Origin of the sequence: Microbacterium sp. Cr-K20, from assembly GCF_000708325.1 — a bacterium.
Classification (GTDB): Bacteria; Actinomycetota; Actinomycetes; order Actinomycetales; family Microbacteriaceae; genus Microbacterium.
Genome location: NZ_JARE01000047.1, coordinates 222,204 through 238,209 on the forward strand (window position 1 = coordinate 222,204; position 16,006 = coordinate 238,209).

The following is a 16,006-nucleotide window of genomic DNA, read 5'->3' on the forward strand; positions in this document are numbered from 1 at the left end:
ATGGTGGGGCGGGATCACAGCGGGTCGCAGCAGGGGAGCAGGATGGCCCGAGGGGGGTCGCCGAAGAGCAGCATCGGATTGATGTACGTGCCGTCTCGTCGTATGCCGAGGTGCAGCGCACCCGCCGGGGTATGACCGCCAACGTCGACGAATCCGATCTCCTGCCCGACCGACACCGCGTCTCCAGGGTCGAGCGTCGTCCGGAGTGGTTCGAAGGTGCTGACGAGGCCGCCGTCGTGCTCGATGGTCAGGAGCGGCCGGTCCACGACGGTCCCGCGGAAAGCCACAGTGCCATCTGCGGGGGCCGTGACCACCGCGTCGATCGAGGCGTCCATGTCGACTCCACGATGACCGCCGCCGTACTCGTGCGCCGGAGCGCGAAACGGCTCGACGACCTCTCGATTCCCGGCGAGCGGCCAGCGCCAGCGCGGTAGGTCTGCTGTGCCGCCCGAGGCCGCCGAGGTATCGGGTGCGCACAGGGCGAGCGCAACGAGCACGGCGATGGCCGTGCCGGACGTCGTTCGGAGCAGAATGCGCATGAGGGGAGTGTGACGGCTCCTCGGAGCGGTCAGATGGACAACTCGGCCCGTTCGATGGAGCGAGTGGATGACTCCGGCGGGGGCTTGTCGGTGCAGGGTGAGTGACGTCGCTGCGTCCTGTATGCTGGGGGAGCACCTCGATATCGGGGTGACTACGCGTGCCCAAAGCGATTCAGATCGCGGCATCCACTCCCACAGGTCCTGTTCCTCGAACAGGCGGGCGTGGGCCGGGCACCAGGAAGTCCGATCATCCGATCGGCTTGCAACCTCAACGGCGCAGGAACGCGCCAGAACCAGGAGACGACCATGGCTGTGGTCACCATCCGCCAGCTGCTCGACAGCGGCGTGCACTTCGGACACCAGACCCGTCGGTGGAACCCGAAGGTCAAGCGCTTCATCCTCACCGAGCGCAGCGGCATCCACATCATCGACCTCCAGCAGTCGCTCGGCTACATCGACAAGGCCTACGACTTCGTCAAGGAGACCGTCGCCCACGGTGGCACGATCCTCTTCGTCGGCACCAAGAAGCAGGCGCAGGAGATCCTCGCCGAGCAGGCGACGCGTGTCGGCCAGCCCTTCGTGAACCAGCGGTGGCTCGGTGGACTCCTCACCAACTTCCAGACGATCTCCAAGCGTCTCGCACGTATGAAGGAGCTCGAGGAGCTCGACTACGAGACCCCGGCCAACAGCGGCTTCACGAAGAAGGAGCTCCTGCTCAAGAAGCGTGAGCTCGACAAGCTGCACAAGTCGCTCGGCGGTATCCGCAACCTCACCAAGACGCCGTCGGCCATCTGGGTCGTTGACGCCAAGCGCGAGCACCTCGCGATCGATGAGGCCAAGAAGCTCGGCATCCCGGTGATCGGCATCCTCGACACCAACGCCGACCCGGACGACTTCCAGTACCCGATCCCCGGCAACGACGATGCGATCCGCTCCGTCTCGCTGCTGACGCGCATCATCGCCGACGCCGCGGCCGAGGGCCTGCAGCAGAAGCACAACCCGGAGACGGGTGACGCCGAGCCGCTCGCCGACTGGGAGAAGGAGCTCCTCGAGACTCCCGCCCAGGAGGTGCAGGAGTCCGCTGACGCCGCCGAGGTCGTGACATCCGACGATGAGGCCGCCGTCGTCGAGACGCCTGCTGCTGACGAGACCGCTGCCGACGAGGCCGGTGCGGAGGCACATGACGAGGCGATCGCCGCCGCTTCCGGTGAGGAGACCGCTGAGGTCGCCGCCGCCGAGGCTGCCGACGCCAAGTAATCCCCTCGTTCACACACCTAACGAAGCAAGGAGCCACCACACATGGCCAACTTCACCATCGCTGACCTCAAGGCGCTGCGTGAGCAGCTCGGCACCGGAATGGTCGACACCAAGAAGGCGCTCGAGGAGGCTGACGGAGACGTCGCGAAGGCCACCGAGATCCTGCGTCTCAAGGGTGCGAAGGGCAACGCGAAGCGCGCTGACCGTTCGACCAGCGAGGGACTGATCGTCGCTCGCGAGCAGGATGGCGCTGTGACGCTCATCGAGCTCGCCTGCGAGACCGACTTCGTCGCGAAGAACGAGCGCTTCATCTCGCTGGCCGACAAGGTCGCCGACGCCGCAGCAGCGGTCAAGGCCGACTCGGTCGACGCCGCCCTCGCCGCCTCCGCCGGCGACAAGAGCGTCGAGCAGGTCATCTCCGAAGAGGCCGCGATCATCGGCGAGAAGGTCGAACTGCGCCGCGTGCGCACGATCTCGGGCGACAAGGTCGAGGTCTACCTCCACCGCACGAGCAAGGACCTGCCCCCGCAGATCGGTGTCGTCGTCGCCTACTCGGGTGAGGATGCCGAGACCGCGCGCAGCATCGCCCAGCACATCTCCTTCGCGAACCCGTCGTACCTGTCCCGCGAGGACGTGCCGGCGGACGCGGTCGAGAAGGAGCGCGAGATCGTCACCGAGATCTCTCGCAACGAGGGCAAGCCGGAAGCGGCTCTCCCGAAGATCGTCGAAGGCCGCGTGTCTGCGTTCATCAAGCAGGTCGCCCTGCTCGAGCAGGACTACGCCAAGGACAACAAGCTCTCTGTCGCCCAGGTGGCGAAGGACGCCGGTATCACCGTGACGGACTTCGCGCGCTTCAAGGTCGGCGCGTAGCAAGGTCGAAGGGGTTCGGATCGCATGATCCGAACCCCTTCTTCATGCCCACGAGGCACTATCTTGAATCGGGACGAGAGGACACCCACCCATGAATGAACGCACCGGACGCCGACGCGTCCTTCTCAAGCTCTCCGGCGAGGCTTTCGGAGCGGGGCAGCTGGGTGTCAGCCCCGATGTGGTCTCGCAGATCGCCCGCGACATCGCCGCGGCCGTCGATCGGGTCGAGGTGGCGATCGTCGTCGGTGGAGGCAACTTCTTCCGCGGTGCCGAGCTCAGCCTGCGCGGCATGGACAGGGGGCGCGCCGACTACATGGGCATGCTGGGCACGGTCATGAACGCCCTCGCCCTCCAGGACTTCCTCGAGCAGGCCGGAGCCGCCACCCGCGTGCAGTCGGCCATCTCGATGACTCAGGTCGCCGAGCCGTACATCCCGCGTCGCGCCGAGCGTCACCTCGAGAAAGGCCGCGTCGTCATCTTCGGTGCCGGCGCAGGCCTCCCGTACTTCTCCACCGACACCGTCGCAGCGCAGCGCGCGCTCGAGATCGGCGCGGACGAGGTCCTCGTCGCCAAGAACGGCGTCGACGCGATCTACACCGCCGACCCGAACAAGCACGCCGACGCGGAGCGCATCGAGCGCGTCACGTATCGTGATGCGCTGCAGCGTGGCCTCAAGGTCGTCGACTCGACCGCCTTCAGCCTGTGTATGGACAACAGCATGGACATGCGCGTGTTCGGCATGGAGCCCGCAGGCAACGTGACCCGCGCGTTGCTCGGCGAGCCGATCGGAACCCTCGTCACCGCCTGAGCGTGTGACACGGCGGAGACGACTTCGCCCGATAGAATTTGCAGAACACCCCGACGATAGGAGCCACCGTGATCGCGGACGTCCTCGCTGAAACCACCACTCGTATGAACCGGGCGGTCGAAGCTGCCAAGGAGGACTTCTCCACGGTGCGCACCGGTCGTGCGAACCCGCAGATGTTCCAGAAGGTCCTCGTGGACTACTACGGCACGCCGACCCCGATCGCCCAGCTCGCATCGCTGGCGAACCAGGAAGCCCGAACGCTCATCATCACGCCGTACGACAAGTCGGCGCTGAAGGCGATCGAGCAGGCGATCCGCGACATGCCGAACCTCGGAGTCAACCCCACGAACGACGGCAACCTCGTGCGCGTGACGATGCCCGAGCTCACGGCTGAGCGTCGCAAGGAGTACGTCAAGCTCGTCAAGACCAAGGCTGAAGACGCGAAGGTCCATGTCCGTGGCATCCGGCGCAAGGCGAAGGACGAGCTCGACGCGCTCAAGAGCGAGCTCGGTGAGGATGAGATCGCTCGGGGCGAGAAGGAGCTGGACGGCCTGACGCGCCAGCACGTCGACCTCATCGACGACGCGCTGAAGCGCAAAGAGGCCGAACTCCTCGAGGTGTAGTCCGGATGTCTGACGAAACGCGAGACGCCGAGGAGGGCATGCCGCCGACGCGTAGAGACGCGCGTGATGGCACGCCGCTCGACGGCGTCCCGCTCGCGGACGCCGCCTTCCCGACGTTCGATGCGGAGACCATTCCGCCTCGTCCACCGCTGCCGGCGTCATCCGCCGGTGCGGCGCCCGTCGTGGCCGGGCCGCTCGACACAGCCGACCACAATGCGATCCGGGAGCAGTGGCGGGCCGCGCGGGACGAACTCGAGAACCATGTCTCCCATGCACGCGATCAGATCGATCAGGCGAATGAACGGATAAAACAGCGCACGGGGCGGGACCTCGTTCTGGCGATTCTGATCGGTCTCGCGTTCGGTGCGGCGCTGCTCGGATCGCTGCTCTTCGTCAAAGCGCTGTTCGTGCCGTTCGCTCTGGCCGCGGCACTGCTGGGGGTGTACGAACTCTCTCGGGCTCTGCGGGCCTCCGGCCGCCGGGTCGATGTCGTTCCCCAGCTGGTCGCGGGCGCCTTCCTGGTGCTCTCCGCGTACTTCGCAGAACCGTGGCTGTCCTGGGTCATGCTCTTCGTGGCGGTCGCGTTCGTGATCGTGTGGCGACTCATCGCCCAGATGATGGTGAAAGACGGCCGTACCTATGGTGACGTCCTCGCGGATGCGGTCATCGGCGGTTTCGTCCAGGTCTACGTCCCGTTCCTCGCCGGCGTCGCTCTCATCCTCCTCGAACAGGAGGGTGGCCAGTGGTGGGTGCTCAGCTTCATCGCCGTCGCGGTCGCCGCCGACACGGGGGCGTACGCGGCGGGTCTCGCTTTCGGACGTCACCCGATGGCCCCGAAGATCAGCCCCAAGAAGACCTGGGAGGGATTCGGCGGCGCTGTCCTCGCTTCCCTGGTTGCCGGCGTGCTGCTCGCCATCTTCCTTCTCGAACTGCCCTGGTGGGCGGGCCTGATCTTCGGCGCGTCGATCCTGCTGTCGGCGACGCTGGGCGATCTCGGGGAATCCATGCTCAAGCGCGATCTCGGCATCAAGGACATGAGTTCTTGGCTTCCCGGGCACGGCGGTCTTCTTGATCGGCTCGACAGCATCCTGCCCTCGACGATCCCGGCGCTCTGCCTCTACTTCCTCCTCTCTCCCTGGGTGGTGCTGTGATGAACGAAGACCAGGTCGCCGAGCGAGCTGCCGATGCCTCGCCGGCGTTCGCGCTGACGTCCGGGCGCGAGCGTGGATACCACCGTGCCGCTGTCGACACCTTTCTCGCGTCTGCGCGACGAGCGTTCGAGACCGGTACCGACGACCTGGGCGCCGACGATGTGCGCGCGGCATCCTTTCCGCTCGTCAAGGGCGGCTACGTGGTGGCCGACGTCGATGCGGCTCTCGGTCGCGTGGAAGACGCTTTCGCCGCGCGCGAGCGGGAGCGTGTGGTGCGAGCGCAGGGCGCCGAGGTCTGGGTCGAACAGGCGAGAGCAGACGCGCAGACGATCCTGGATCACCTGGCCCGGCCTCGCCGCCGACGCTTCGCCCGCACCGGTGTCCTCACGTTCGGCTATCGCGTCGACGAGGTCGATCATGTCTCGACAAGAATCGTCCGCTACCTCCGCGACGGAGACCCGCTCTCCGCCGAGCAGCTGCGTTCTGCCGCGTTTCGCATGCAGCGTGGCGGCTACCGTGAAGAGCAGGTCGACGCACTCCTCGACGCCACGATCGACGTGATTCTCGCCGTTCGCTGAGTTCCTGATGGTCGACTCAGGCGCCTTTGCGTAGACTGTCCTTCATCGTGAACTCCCGAAACGACATGAACCCCGAACGACGCGACCTTTCGCTGGTGCCCGCAGCGACGGTCAGATCCGCGCGCACGGGCACTCGCCGATGGTCTCGCCGTCGTGGTGTCGTGAGCGTGTTCAGCGCTCTCGCTGTGGTCGGATTCGCGGGAGCACTCGTGGCACCGACCGGCGTCGCGTTGGCGGAGCCCGTGCAGTCCGATGCTCCGGACTCGGCCTATTCGCTCGCTCTCGCCGACACGCAGAATCTCACGGTCACGGTCAGCGGTGCAGCGATCACGCCGGTCGAACGCGGCACGTTCGAGGTGTACGTGAAGCCGAAACCGAAGCCCAAGCCCAAGCCGGCAGCGACTGCCGCAACAGGTTCGCAGGGCGGGTCCTCCGGTGGCACCCTGCCTCCTTACTCGGGAGGTGGAGCGCCCGCCGACTGGATGGCCGCCGCCGGCATCGCGCAGAGCGATTGGCAGTACGTCGACTACATCGTGTCTCGCGAGAGCGGTTGGAACCCGAACGCCACGAACTCGTCTTCGGGCGCGTGCGGGCTGGTCCAGGCGCTTCCGTGCAGCAAGGTTCCCGGCAACGGCTACGATCCCGTGGACAACCTGCGTTGGGCCACCGGCTACGCCACGGGGCGGTACGGCAGCTGGGCCGGGGCGTACAGCTTCTGGACTAACAACCACTGGTGGTGAACAGGAGCGATGCCTCGCTCACGCCGGCGCCCTCCTGCGCGCCCTGAACCGGACGACTCCTTCGATCGGATGCTCGCCGGATGGAAGCGCTCGGAGACCCGCCGGGGCAGCGAGTGGACCGTGCAGCCGGTGTCATCCGCTCAGGCGCAGAAGGAATACGTCTGCCCGGGGTGTGCGCGGCCGATCGTCGCGGGAACCGCGCACCTGGTCGCCTGGCGTGCCGACGGCGTCTTAGGCGATGCGGCAGATCTCGCCGCGCGTCGGCATTGGCATACACACTGTTGGAGGATGGCGTGAACATGGAGATTCGAGGGCCGCTGGAGCTCCCCGCGCAGCGCGAGGATGTCGAGCTGACCACCGCGGACGGTCTCACACTGGTCGGCGAGCTGGCCATCCCGCAGGATGCTCCGCCCGTGGCGACGCTCGTGACGCTTCATCCTCTGCCGACAGCGGGCGGATTCATGGACTCCCACATCATCCGCAAAGCCGCAGCGAGGCTTCCTGCGCTGGCTGACCTGGCAGTCCTGAGGTTCAACACGCGGGGGACCACGTCGCCTCGCGGCACGAGCGACGGTGCGTTCGACGGCGGCGCGGCGGAGCAGTTCGATGTGGCGGCGGCAATGGACTTCGTCCACGCACGGGCGCTTCCGCGTCCATGGCTCCTCGGGTGGTCTTTCGGCACCGAACTGGCGCTCAAGTACGGGCGCGACCACGACATCGCCGGCGTGATCCTCTTGTCTCCGCCTTTGCATCGCGCCACGGAATCGGAGGTCGCGGCCTGGGCCGACAGCGAAGTCCCGCTCGTCGTGTTGGTGCCGGAGCTGGACGACTACCTGCGCCCGGATGAGGCTCGCGAACGCTTCGCCTCGATTCCGCATGCCCAGTTGATCGCGGTCGAGGGCGGTAAGCACCTGTGGGTCGGCGAGACCCAGACGCGGCGCGTGCTCACGGAGATCGTGGCGGCAGTGAACCCGTCGGCTCTGCCCCTGGCCACTCACTGGCCGCCGACGGACTGATCGAGCCCGAGGCTCCGGTGCCTCAGAGTTCGTTCATCCGCGGGATGAGAACCTGCCGGTAGATGATCAGGATGCTCGCAGCGACGGGGATCGCGATGAGTGCCCCCAGCAGGCCGAGCAGGCTACCGCCCGCGAGCGCCGCCACGACGACGACTGCTCCGGGGACGGCGACCGCGCGGCTCATGATGCGCGGAGAGATCACGTACGCCTCGATCTGCATGTAGACGAGGTAGTAGATCGCCGCGGCGATCGCGATCCCTGGAGACCCGAGACCCGGGATGAGGCACACGAGGACGATGATCGTGGAGCCGGTCAGGGTCCCGACGAGCGGGATCAGTGAGAAGAAGAAGGCGATGATCGCGAGGACCGCCGGGAACGGCGCATCGATGATCGAGAGGTAGATCGCGCTGAGGACGCCGTTGATCACGCCCTGTGTCACCTGCCCCATGACGTAGTACCCCACGGAGTCGGTGATCTGCTCCGACAGGTCGATGAAGCGGTCGCGCTTCGACGACGGGGCGAGCTGGTACACGGCGCGCTTGAGCGATGGCGTCGAGGCGGTGAGGTAGATCGTCAGGATGAGGATGATGAACGCGCCGAACAGTCCGCTGACGACGGCGCCGCTGGCGACGAGGACGCCCTGACCGATGGATCCGCCGATCTCGGCGAGGTTCGTCGTCAGCCAGTCGGTGACGTACGTGAAGACGACATCGACCTGCAGATTCGGGAAGGTGTCCTGCATCCACTCCTTGAGATCGGGGATCATGTTCCCTCGCGAAACGATGGCCGTGATCTGCGCGATCAGCTGGGAGATCTGATCCACGAGTACGGGGAGGATGATCAGCACGATCCCGCTGAAGATCGCGAGGACCGCGAGGATCGTCACCAGCACGGCGAGCCAGCGGGGGAGCCTGCGACGTTCCAGGAAGGAGACGAGCGGATCGAGGCCCAGGCTGAGGAAGAGCGCTGTGCCGACGTAGAGCAGGACGCTCGAAAGTGTCTCCACGCTGTTGATCAGGAGGATCCCCAGTCCCACGCCGAGCGTCGCCACGAGGGCGGTGCGGAACGGATTGTGGATCTTCATGCGACGACTCCTCGAAACGACTGCAGCAAGGGTATCCAGACGCCGAGCCACGTGGCGCGCGACGTGCCGGTCCAGCCGGCACTGCATGTGTACGTGGGCAACACACAGCTGATTTCGCTAGTCTGAAATGTCGAGTGTTGCGTCGCGGGCAGGTGCCGGTGATGCGTGAGGAGACTATTCGTGCGTTTCGTATGGGCCGTGGTGGCCTTCGTGCTTGCCGCCGTGCTGATCGGGGCGGGGATCGCCCAGCGCACCTTCGTGGGCCCCGACTCGCAGCAGACGCAAGTCAAGATCGATGAGCCTGCACCGTTCGTCCTGCTGGACGGGGACGTGCTCCGGACGAACCCCGGAGTGCAGACCTTGATCGTGCGCGGTCAGGGTGACATCTTCGGCAGCTACGGCAGGGCAGCCGACATGGAAGCCTGGCTCGCGGACTCCGACTACAACCACGTCACGGTGGACGACGACGGCAGCTTCGCCGTCGAGCATGTGTCGCCGGACGCGTCGGCCGGTGGCGAAGAGGGCGAAGAGGGCGAAGCCGACACTGGCCGTGATCCCCGTGGCTCCGACCTGTGGCTCGACTCCTTCGAGAAGGAGAACACGCTCGTCGCCGACAACATGCAACTCCCCGAGGGAACGAGCATGCTGGTCGCGTACGACGGCACGGAGGATGCTCCCGACGACATCGTCGTCTCCTGGCCGCTCGACACCTCGACCCCCCTGGCAGGGCCCCTCATGGTCGCCGGCGGCATCGTCCTGCTGATCGGACTCGTCCTGTACGTCCTCGGAATCCGCCACCAGCGTCGTGGACGGGGTCCGCGCCGCAAGGGCCCCGGCCCCCTTCCTGTGACCGAGCCGATCGACGTCGCGGTGCTTCCCCCGGAAGAGCGCGCAGCGATCGAAGGTTCAACGGATACACCGGCCTCCGCCGACCCGGCGCCCTCCGCAGATACCCCGGACGCCGAGATCGAAGATGGGGAGATCGTGGACCCCAAGGAGAACGACTCGAAGACGTCGATGCGAGCGAAGAGCCCCGCTCGTCGTCGCCGGCTGCTGGCGATCCCGGCCCTCGGGCTCACTGCCCTTCTCGCTGCCGGGTGTTCCGCCGATTCCTGGCCGCAGTTCGGCGATGCTTCTGCGTCACCCTCGCCCAGCCCGACCGTCATCGCGCCGGAGAATCAGAAGCCCCCCGCCGTGACCGAGGCGCAGGCCAAGCGCATCCTGAAGTCGGTATCCGACACGGTGGTGGAGGCAGACGCCGCACTCGATCTCGACCTGGCCGCCACGCGTCTGGACGGACCGGCTCTCGCCGCCCGCACGACCGAGTACGCGCTGCGGACCAAGCTCACGGACATGGCTGTTCCTGCGGCGATCCCGACGGATGATGTCGAGGTCGTGCTTCCGGAGGCGACCGATGTGTGGCCGCGCACCGTGCTCATGCTCGCGAAGAGCAAGGGCGACGACACCGAGCCGCCCGTTGTGCTCATGATGACGCAGTCAGACCCGTGGTCGAACTACAAGGTCAGCAATATGGCCGAGATGTCCGCGGATGCGGTTTTCCCCGATGTCGCGGCCAGCTGGCTCGGCACGTCGCTCGTCCCGTCGGACTCCGCGTTCCTCACGCTCCCGCCCGCGGAACTCGCCCCGGCGTTCGCCGACGTCGTCGACTCGGGGGAGAAGAGCGAGTTCTACGGCCTGTTCGATGACCTCGCGTTGAATCTCGCGACGTCGATCACCGACAGCCGGCAGGCCGTGGTCAAGGGGCTCGCCGACAAGGGTGCCGCCAAGACGTCCAAGGCGGCATTCGACATGGCGCCGACGACGGATGAGCCCATCTCGATGACCACGCTCGACAGTGGTGCGATCGTCGCGGTCTCTCTGACCGATACCGAGACGGTGACGCCGACGTCTTCCGACGTGGTGATCCGGTTCGGAGACAACGCAGAGGCCAAGGCCCTGACGGGCGCGACGGAATCCGCGAAGGGCGTCGAGACGACGTACGAGTTCCAGCTGTTCTTCTCGGTCCCCGCTCAGGGATCGACGGAGCAGATCAGGCTCCTGGCAGTCCACCAGGACCTCCTTTCCGTGAAGGTGATCAAGTGAGTGAAATCTCTCCGACCGCGCTGCGTGGCGCGGTGGACCTGTCGACCCTCCGCAACCGGCCGGCGACGCCGCCAGAGGGGGCTCCAGCCCCCGGAGTGGTCGATGTCGTCGTCGATGCGACCGATGAAACATTCGGGCAGATCCTCGAACTCTCGCGCACGGTTCCCGTCGTCGTGGATCTGTGGGCCGAGTGGTGCGGGCCGTGCAAACAGCTGAGTCCGATCATCGAGAAGGTGACGCGTGAACTCGGCGGCCGCGTGCTGCTCGCCAAGGTCGACGTCGATGCGAACCCGCAGCTCGCGCAGAGCTTCCGCGCGCAGTCGATCCCGATGGTCGTCGCGTTGATCGCCGGTCAGCCCGTGCCGATGTTCACCGGAGCGGTGCCGGAGCAGCAGGTGCGCGATGTCTTCGCGCAGCTGCTGCAGGTGGCAGCGCAGAACGGTGTGACCGGATCGCTCGCGGTCGACGCCGATGCCGAGGCGCCGTCGACGCCGGAGGAGCCGGAGCTTCCCCCGCTGCACGCCGAGGCGTTCGCCGCGATCGAGGCAGGCGACTACACCGCCGCGATCCGCGCCTACGAGAGGGCCCTCGCCGAGAACCCTCGTGATGAGGAGGCGATCGCTGGTCTCGGCCAGGTGCGTCTGCTCGACCGCGTGCAGGGGCTCGACCTGCAGGCAGCGCGTGCGGCGGCTGCCGAGGGACCGCTCGACGTCCAGGCGCAGTTCGACGTGGCAGACCTCGATCTGGCCGGCGGTCACGTCGACGACGCTTTCTCGCGACTGCTCGACCTGTTCGCCCAGCTGCCGTCCGATCAGCGCACCCCGGTGCGGGAGCGGCTGATCGAGCTGTTCGGCCTCATCGGGACGGGCGACCCGCGAGTGGTAGCCGCCCGGAACCGGCTTTCTTCGCTGTTGTTCTAGCCGTCGGAGGATCCGGCGCGCGCCCCCGTCATCCGTGGCTCACGGTAGGCACGTGTGGGTCCGACTGGTGCCGCAGCCACAGCGTCGACAGCGCAGGAAGGGTCATCGTCGCCGTGGGGGCGCTTCCGTCCTCACCGGTGGCGAAGACCATGCCCAGGTTTCCGGACCCTCGTCCGCCGTAATCGGCGGCGTCGGTGTTGAGAACCTCCTGCCAGACGCCGTCCTGCGGGAGTGCGAGTCGATATCCCGCGCGCTCCACCCCGGCGAAGTTGCTCACGACGACGAGACGTCCGCCGTGGGCATCCCGCCGCTCGAAGGCGATCACGGTCGGGTCCCAGCTGGGTGCGCCGAGGCGCTGGAACGATGATCCGTCGTTGTCCCGTGCCCACAGCGGGGACTGGGATCTGTACGCACGGTTCATCGCGCCGACGAAGCCCTGCAGCTGCGCGTGCGACGGCTGGTCGAGGAGCCACCAATCCAGCTCACGCCCTTCGGACCACTCGGCGAGCTGACCGAACTCCTGGCCCATGAACAGGAGCTTCTTCCCGGGATGCCCCCACATGTAGGCGAGGTACGCGCGGACGTTCGCGAGCTTGTGCCAGTGGTCGCCGGGCATCTTCGCCATCAGGCTGCCCTTTCCATGCACGACTTCGTCGTGGCTGATCGGCAGCAGGTAGTTCTCCCCGAATGCATACACGAAGGAGAAGGTCATCTCGCCTTCGTGATGCGCGCGGTACATGGGGTCGCGCGAGATGTACTGGAGAGAGTCGTTCATCCAGCCCATGTTCCATTTGAACCCGAACCCCAGGCCGGCGTGGTCGGTGGGTGCGGTGACGCCCGGGAAGCTGGTCGACTCCTCGGCGATCATCATGATCCCCGGGTGCAGTCGGTAGGCCGTGGCGTTCACCTCCTGCAGGAACCGGATCGCCTCGAGATTCTCCCGGCCACCGTGGATGTTCGGTTCCCATTCGCCGGCTTCGCGGGAGTAGTCGAGGTAGAGCATCGAGGCGACGGCATCGACCCGCAGCCCGTCGACGTGGAACTCCCTGAACCAGTACAGCGCGTTGGCTACGAGGAAGCCGCGCACCTCCGGCCGGCCGTAGTCGAAGATGAGCGTGCCCCAGTCTTGATGCTCGCCGCGGCGAGGATCGGGGTGTTCGTACAGGGGCTGGCCGTCGAAGCGCGCGAGGGCGAAGGCGTCTTTCGGGAAGTGCCCGGGAACCCAGTCCATGATCACGCCGATGCCGGCCTGGTGCAGCCGATCGATCAGGTATCTCAGGTCGTCCGGGGTGCCGAAACGGCTCGTGGGCGCGTAATAGCCGCTGACCTGGTAGCCCCAGGAGCCCCCGAAGGGGTGCTCCGCCAACGGCATGAACTCGACGTGCGTGAATCCGGTATCCGTCACGTGCTGGATCAGCGGCTCGGCGATGTCCCGGTACCCGAGGCCCTCACGCCAGGAGCCGACGTGGATCTCGTAGACCGACAGCGGCTGCGCGACGGCGTGGGTCGCGGCACGCCGGGTCATCCACGCGCCGTCCGCCCACTCGTAGGACGACGCGGTCACGACGGATGCTGTGTTCGGCGGTACCTCGGCCGCGAGCGCCATCGGGTCGGCTTTCAGTATCCAGGCTCCGTCGCGGGTGCGGATCTGATACTTGTATCGCGTGCCCACGGGGAGATCGGGGATGAAGAGCTCCCAGACTCCGCTCACGCCCATCGAGCGCATCGCATGCGCATCGCCGTTCCAGTCGTTATGATCGCCGACGACGCGCACGGCCGAGGCGTTGGGCGCCCAGACGGCGAACGCGACGCCCTGCTCGCCGTCCAGCGTCCGGGGGTGGGCACCCAGCGCCTCCCAGAGGCGTTCGTGCCGTCCCTCGGCGATCAGATGGAGGTCGAGGTCTCCGAGAGTCGGACGGTGTCGATACGGATCCCCGGAGAGCGTCTCCTCGTGATCCGCGTACCGCGTGGCGAGCCGGTATGGGAGCGGGGGACCGACGTGCTGCGCCTCCCAGATGCCATGCGCCACGTGGGCGAGCTCGAGCCGGCTGCCGTCGCCGAACACCGCGGACACGCCGGCGGCCAGCGGGCGTCGGACGCGGATCACGGTGACCGTGCGGTCTGCGGCGTCTTTATGGGGGTGCGCGCCGAGGATGGCGTGCGGATCGTGGTGCGTGGCCGAGGAGACGGCCTCCCACTCGGTGGATGCGGCGACATCTTCTGTGTAGCTCATGCTCGCTCCCTCACCTTCAGGATGTGCACCGGCTCGGCGAAGGCGTCGAGCCGCACATAGTTGTGATCGTTCCACGTCCAGACGGCGCCGGTGAGCAGGTCTTCGACCTCGAACGGATCGCCGAGCGGGATGCCCCATTGCGTGCTGTCGAGGTGCACGGTCGTCTCGCGCACGGAGTGCGGGTCGACGTTCGCCACCACGATGACGGTATCGGGACGTCCGGTACCGGTGAACGGCGCCGGCAGGTGCTTGCTGTACACGAGGACGGCATCGTCGTCGCTCCAGTGCGCCCGGAAGTTCCTGAGCTGGCCGAGTGCGGGGTGAGCTGCGCGGATCTCGTTGAGGCGCCGGAGCAGAGGAGCGAGCGATTCGCCGCGGGCCTCTGCGCCCGACCAGTCGCGGAACTTGAACTCGTACTTCTCGTTGTCGATGTTCTCTTCCGACCCGGGCCTCGCCACGTTCTCGAAGAGCTCGTAGCCGGCGTACACCCCGTAAACGGGCCCTGCGGTGGCGGCGATGCAGGCACGGATACGGTACGCCGCGCGACCGCCGAACTGCAGGTACTCGGTCAGGATGTCATGGGTGTTCACGAAGAGGTTGGGCCGCATGTAGTCGGAAGTCTCCTGCGACACGGAGGTGAGGAATTCCTCCAGTTCGCTCTTGGTGTTCCGCCACGTGAAGTAGCTGTAGCTCTGCTGGAAACCGACGGCGGCCAGGGCACGCATGACGGCGGGGCGGGTGAAGGCCTCCGCGAGGAAGATCACGTCCGGATCGACGGCGCCGATCTCGCGGATCAGCCACTCCCAGAACTGCAGCGGCTTGGTGTGGGGGTTGTCGACCCGGAAGATCTTCACCCCCTGGGCCACCCAGTGCTTCACGATCCGCAACATCTCGGCCGCGATGCCGTCGGGGTCGTTGTCGAAGTTGAGCGGGTAGATGTCCTGGTACTTCTTCGGCGGGTTCTCGGCGTACGCGATGCTGCCGTCGGGGAGGGTCGTGAACCACTCGGGGTGCTCGCGCACCCAGGGGTGGTCCGGGGCGGCCTGGAGTGCGAGGTCGAGTGCGACTTCGAGGCCGGCTCCGTGCGCCGCGCGAACGAAGGCGCGGAAGTCGGCCGGCGATCCCAGGTCCGGGTGGATCGCGTCGTGACCGCCCTCGGCGGAGCCGATCGCATATGGGGATCCGGGATCACCCCGCTCCGCTGTGAGTGTGTTGTTGCGCCCCTTGCGGTTGGTGGTACCGATCGGATGGATCGGAACCAGATAGACCACGTCGAAACCCATCGCGGCGACCTCCGGCAAGCGTTTGGCTGCCGTGCGGAACGTCCCGCTCTTCACGGTCCCGTCCTTGAGCCGCTTCGCGCCCTCCGATCGCGGGAAGAACTCGTACCACGCACCGACGCCCGCCGCGGCACGGTCCACGTTGAGCGTCTGTCGCTCGGTGGCGGAACGCAGGCTCGTCAGAGGGCGGGTCAGGAAGACATCAGCCAGTCCGGAATCGGTGGAGAGCGCGAGTGCCGTTTCGCCATCCCCGGTCCGCAGCGACTCGGCGTCCGCGAGCAGACGTTTCCGCTGGGCGGCGGGGCGGTCCTTCTCAGCGGCGGCCCGCGCGAGCAGCTCTGCGCCGAGCGCGGCCATCACCGGCACGTCGACACCGGCTGCGACCTTCAGCTCCGCGGCGTGGGCCCAGGTTGCGAAGTCGTCGGAGAACGCTTCGAACCGATAGCGCCATGCACCCTGCTCGTCGAGCGCGATCTCCGCCGCCCACCGGTCCGTGCCGTCGCTCCGGGCGGTCAGCCGGTGCAGGCTCTCCTCGCCCGTGGGCGACGTGAGGCGCACCTGCACACCGATGATGTCGTGCCCCTCGCGGAACGAGACCACGGTGAACGGGACGACCTCGCCCACGAAGGCCTTCGGCGCGAAGCCGCCGGGCACTGCAGGTGTCGGATCGAGCAGCGGGATGCGAGTGGAGCGAAGCGAGCCCGGGACATCCGCGTCGCCGAAGGCGCGCGTCGGGATCTGAGCGGGGCTCCGAAGAGCCGAGGACCGAGTACCAGCACGTGCAGCCACATCCCGAATGTACCG

General features: G+C 67.0%; 15 protein-coding genes. 11 read left to right on the forward strand and 4 right to left on the reverse strand.

What is annotated here, in order from left to right:
* Positions 1–14: 14 nt before the first annotated feature.
* Positions 15–539, reverse strand: a complete 525-nt coding sequence (locus GZ67_RS0109225) for a murein hydrolase activator EnvC family protein (protein ID WP_029263484.1) — start codon at positions 537–539, stop codon at positions 15–17.
* A gap of 306 nt (positions 540–845) precedes the next feature.
* Between GZ67_RS0109225 and rpsB the strand changes: the two genes are divergently transcribed.
* The 9 genes from rpsB to GZ67_RS0109265 all read left to right on the forward strand — a co-directional run bounded on the left by rpsB (position 846) and on the right by GZ67_RS0109265 (position 7,582).
* Positions 846–1,796: a 30S ribosomal protein S2 gene (gene rpsB / locus GZ67_RS0109230; RefSeq protein WP_029263483.1), complete on the forward strand. Its 951-nt coding sequence runs from the start codon at positions 846–848 to the stop codon at positions 1,794–1,796.
* 42 nt (positions 1,797–1,838) lie between these two features.
* Positions 1,839–2,666, forward strand: coding sequence for a translation elongation factor Ts (tsf, locus tag GZ67_RS0109235; RefSeq protein ID WP_029263482.1), 828 nt, complete (start codon positions 1,839–1,841; stop codon positions 2,664–2,666).
* Positions 2,667–2,757: 91 nt separating this feature from the next.
* The gene (gene pyrH / locus GZ67_RS0109240; RefSeq protein WP_029263481.1) at positions 2,758–3,474 is read left to right on the forward strand and encodes a UMP kinase; all 717 of its coding nucleotides are present in this window, start codon (positions 2,758–2,760) and stop codon (positions 3,472–3,474) included.
* 68 nt (positions 3,475–3,542) lie between these two features.
* Positions 3,543–4,097: a ribosome recycling factor gene (gene frr / locus GZ67_RS0109245; protein WP_029263480.1), complete on the forward strand. Its 555-nt coding sequence runs from the start codon at positions 3,543–3,545 to the stop codon at positions 4,095–4,097.
* 5 nt (positions 4,098–4,102) lie between these two features.
* Complete coding sequence (locus GZ67_RS0109250) at positions 4,103–5,248, forward strand: phosphatidate cytidylyltransferase (protein ID WP_029263479.1); 1,146 nt, start codon at positions 4,103–4,105, stop codon at positions 5,246–5,248.
* Positions 5,248–5,826: a DivIVA domain-containing protein gene (locus tag GZ67_RS0109255; RefSeq protein WP_029263478.1), complete on the forward strand. Its 579-nt coding sequence runs from the start codon at positions 5,248–5,250 to the stop codon at positions 5,824–5,826. The genes GZ67_RS0109250 and GZ67_RS0109255 overlap by 1 nt, the downstream gene beginning before the upstream one ends.
* A 47-nt stretch (positions 5,827–5,873) precedes the next feature.
* Complete coding sequence (locus tag GZ67_RS0109260; protein WP_231481753.1) at positions 5,874–6,566, forward strand: transglycosylase SLT domain-containing protein; 693 nt, start codon at positions 5,874–5,876, stop codon at positions 6,564–6,566.
* 9 nt (positions 6,567–6,575) lie between these two features.
* The gene (locus GZ67_RS21010; RefSeq protein WP_081859948.1) at positions 6,576–6,863 is read left to right on the forward strand and encodes a hypothetical protein; all 288 of its coding nucleotides are present in this window, start codon (positions 6,576–6,578) and stop codon (positions 6,861–6,863) included.
* 2 nt (positions 6,864–6,865) lie between these two features.
* The gene (locus tag GZ67_RS0109265; RefSeq protein WP_029263476.1) at positions 6,866–7,582 is read left to right on the forward strand and encodes an alpha/beta hydrolase; all 717 of its coding nucleotides are present in this window, start codon (positions 6,866–6,868) and stop codon (positions 7,580–7,582) included.
* Positions 7,583–7,604: 22 nt separating this feature from the next.
* Here GZ67_RS0109265 and GZ67_RS0109270 read toward each other — a convergent pair whose 3' ends face one another.
* Positions 7,605–8,666: an AI-2E family transporter gene (locus tag GZ67_RS0109270; RefSeq protein ID WP_029263475.1), complete on the reverse strand. Its 1,062-nt coding sequence runs from the start codon at positions 8,664–8,666 to the stop codon at positions 7,605–7,607.
* Positions 8,667–8,846: 180 nt separating this feature from the next.
* Between GZ67_RS0109270 and GZ67_RS0109275 the strand changes: the two genes are divergently transcribed.
* Complete coding sequence (locus tag GZ67_RS0109275; RefSeq protein WP_051669367.1) at positions 8,847–10,769, forward strand: hypothetical protein; 1,923 nt, start codon at positions 8,847–8,849, stop codon at positions 10,767–10,769.
* Positions 10,766–11,689 carry a tetratricopeptide repeat protein gene (locus GZ67_RS0109280; protein WP_029263473.1) on the forward strand — a complete coding sequence of 308 codons (924 nt, stop codon included), beginning with the start codon at positions 10,766–10,768 and terminating at the stop codon, positions 11,687–11,689. Before GZ67_RS0109275 ends, GZ67_RS0109280 begins: the two co-directional genes overlap by 4 nt.
* 28 nt (positions 11,690–11,717) lie before the next feature.
* On the opposite strand, the gene glgB is transcribed toward GZ67_RS0109280, so the two are convergent.
* Both glgB and GZ67_RS0109290 read right to left on the reverse strand, forming a co-directional pair.
* The gene (glgB, locus tag GZ67_RS0109285; protein ID WP_029263472.1) at positions 11,718–13,922 is read right to left on the reverse strand and encodes a 1,4-alpha-glucan branching protein GlgB; all 2,205 of its coding nucleotides are present in this window, start codon (positions 13,920–13,922) and stop codon (positions 11,718–11,720) included.
* Complete coding sequence (locus GZ67_RS0109290) at positions 13,919–15,991, reverse strand: alpha-1,4-glucan--maltose-1-phosphate maltosyltransferase (protein WP_081859959.1); 2,073 nt, start codon at positions 15,989–15,991, stop codon at positions 13,919–13,921. Before GZ67_RS0109290 ends, glgB begins: the two co-directional genes overlap by 4 nt.
* Positions 15,992–16,006 lie beyond the last annotated feature (15 nt).

Bases quoted from the DNA above. Each gene is read 5' to 3' on its own strand.
- GZ67_RS0109250 (WP_029263479.1), top strand. From the start codon at position 4,103: ATGTCTGACGAAACGCGAGACGCCGAGGAGGGCATGCCGCCGACGCGT.
- GZ67_RS0109225 (WP_029263484.1), bottom strand. From the start codon at position 539: ATGCGCATTCTGCTCCGAACGACGTCCGGCACGGCCATCGCCGTGCTC.
- pyrH (WP_029263481.1), top strand. From the start codon at position 2,758: ATGAATGAACGCACCGGACGCCGACGCGTCCTTCTCAAGCTCTCCGGC.
- GZ67_RS0109255 (WP_029263478.1), top strand. From the start codon at position 5,248: ATGAACGAAGACCAGGTCGCCGAGCGAGCTGCCGATGCCTCGCCGGCG.
- tsf (WP_029263482.1), top strand. From the start codon at position 1,839: ATGGCCAACTTCACCATCGCTGACCTCAAGGCGCTGCGTGAGCAGCTC.
- GZ67_RS0109265 (WP_029263476.1), top strand. From the start codon at position 6,866: ATGGAGATTCGAGGGCCGCTGGAGCTCCCCGCGCAGCGCGAGGATGTC.
- GZ67_RS21010 (WP_081859948.1), top strand. From the start codon at position 6,576: ATGCCTCGCTCACGCCGGCGCCCTCCTGCGCGCCCTGAACCGGACGAC.
- GZ67_RS0109270 (WP_029263475.1), bottom strand. From the start codon at position 8,666: ATGAAGATCCACAATCCGTTCCGCACCGCCCTCGTGGCGACGCTCGGC.
- rpsB (WP_029263483.1), top strand. From the start codon at position 846: ATGGCTGTGGTCACCATCCGCCAGCTGCTCGACAGCGGCGTGCACTTC.
- glgB (WP_029263472.1), bottom strand. From the start codon at position 13,922: ATGAGCTACACAGAAGATGTCGCCGCATCCACCGAGTGGGAGGCCGTC.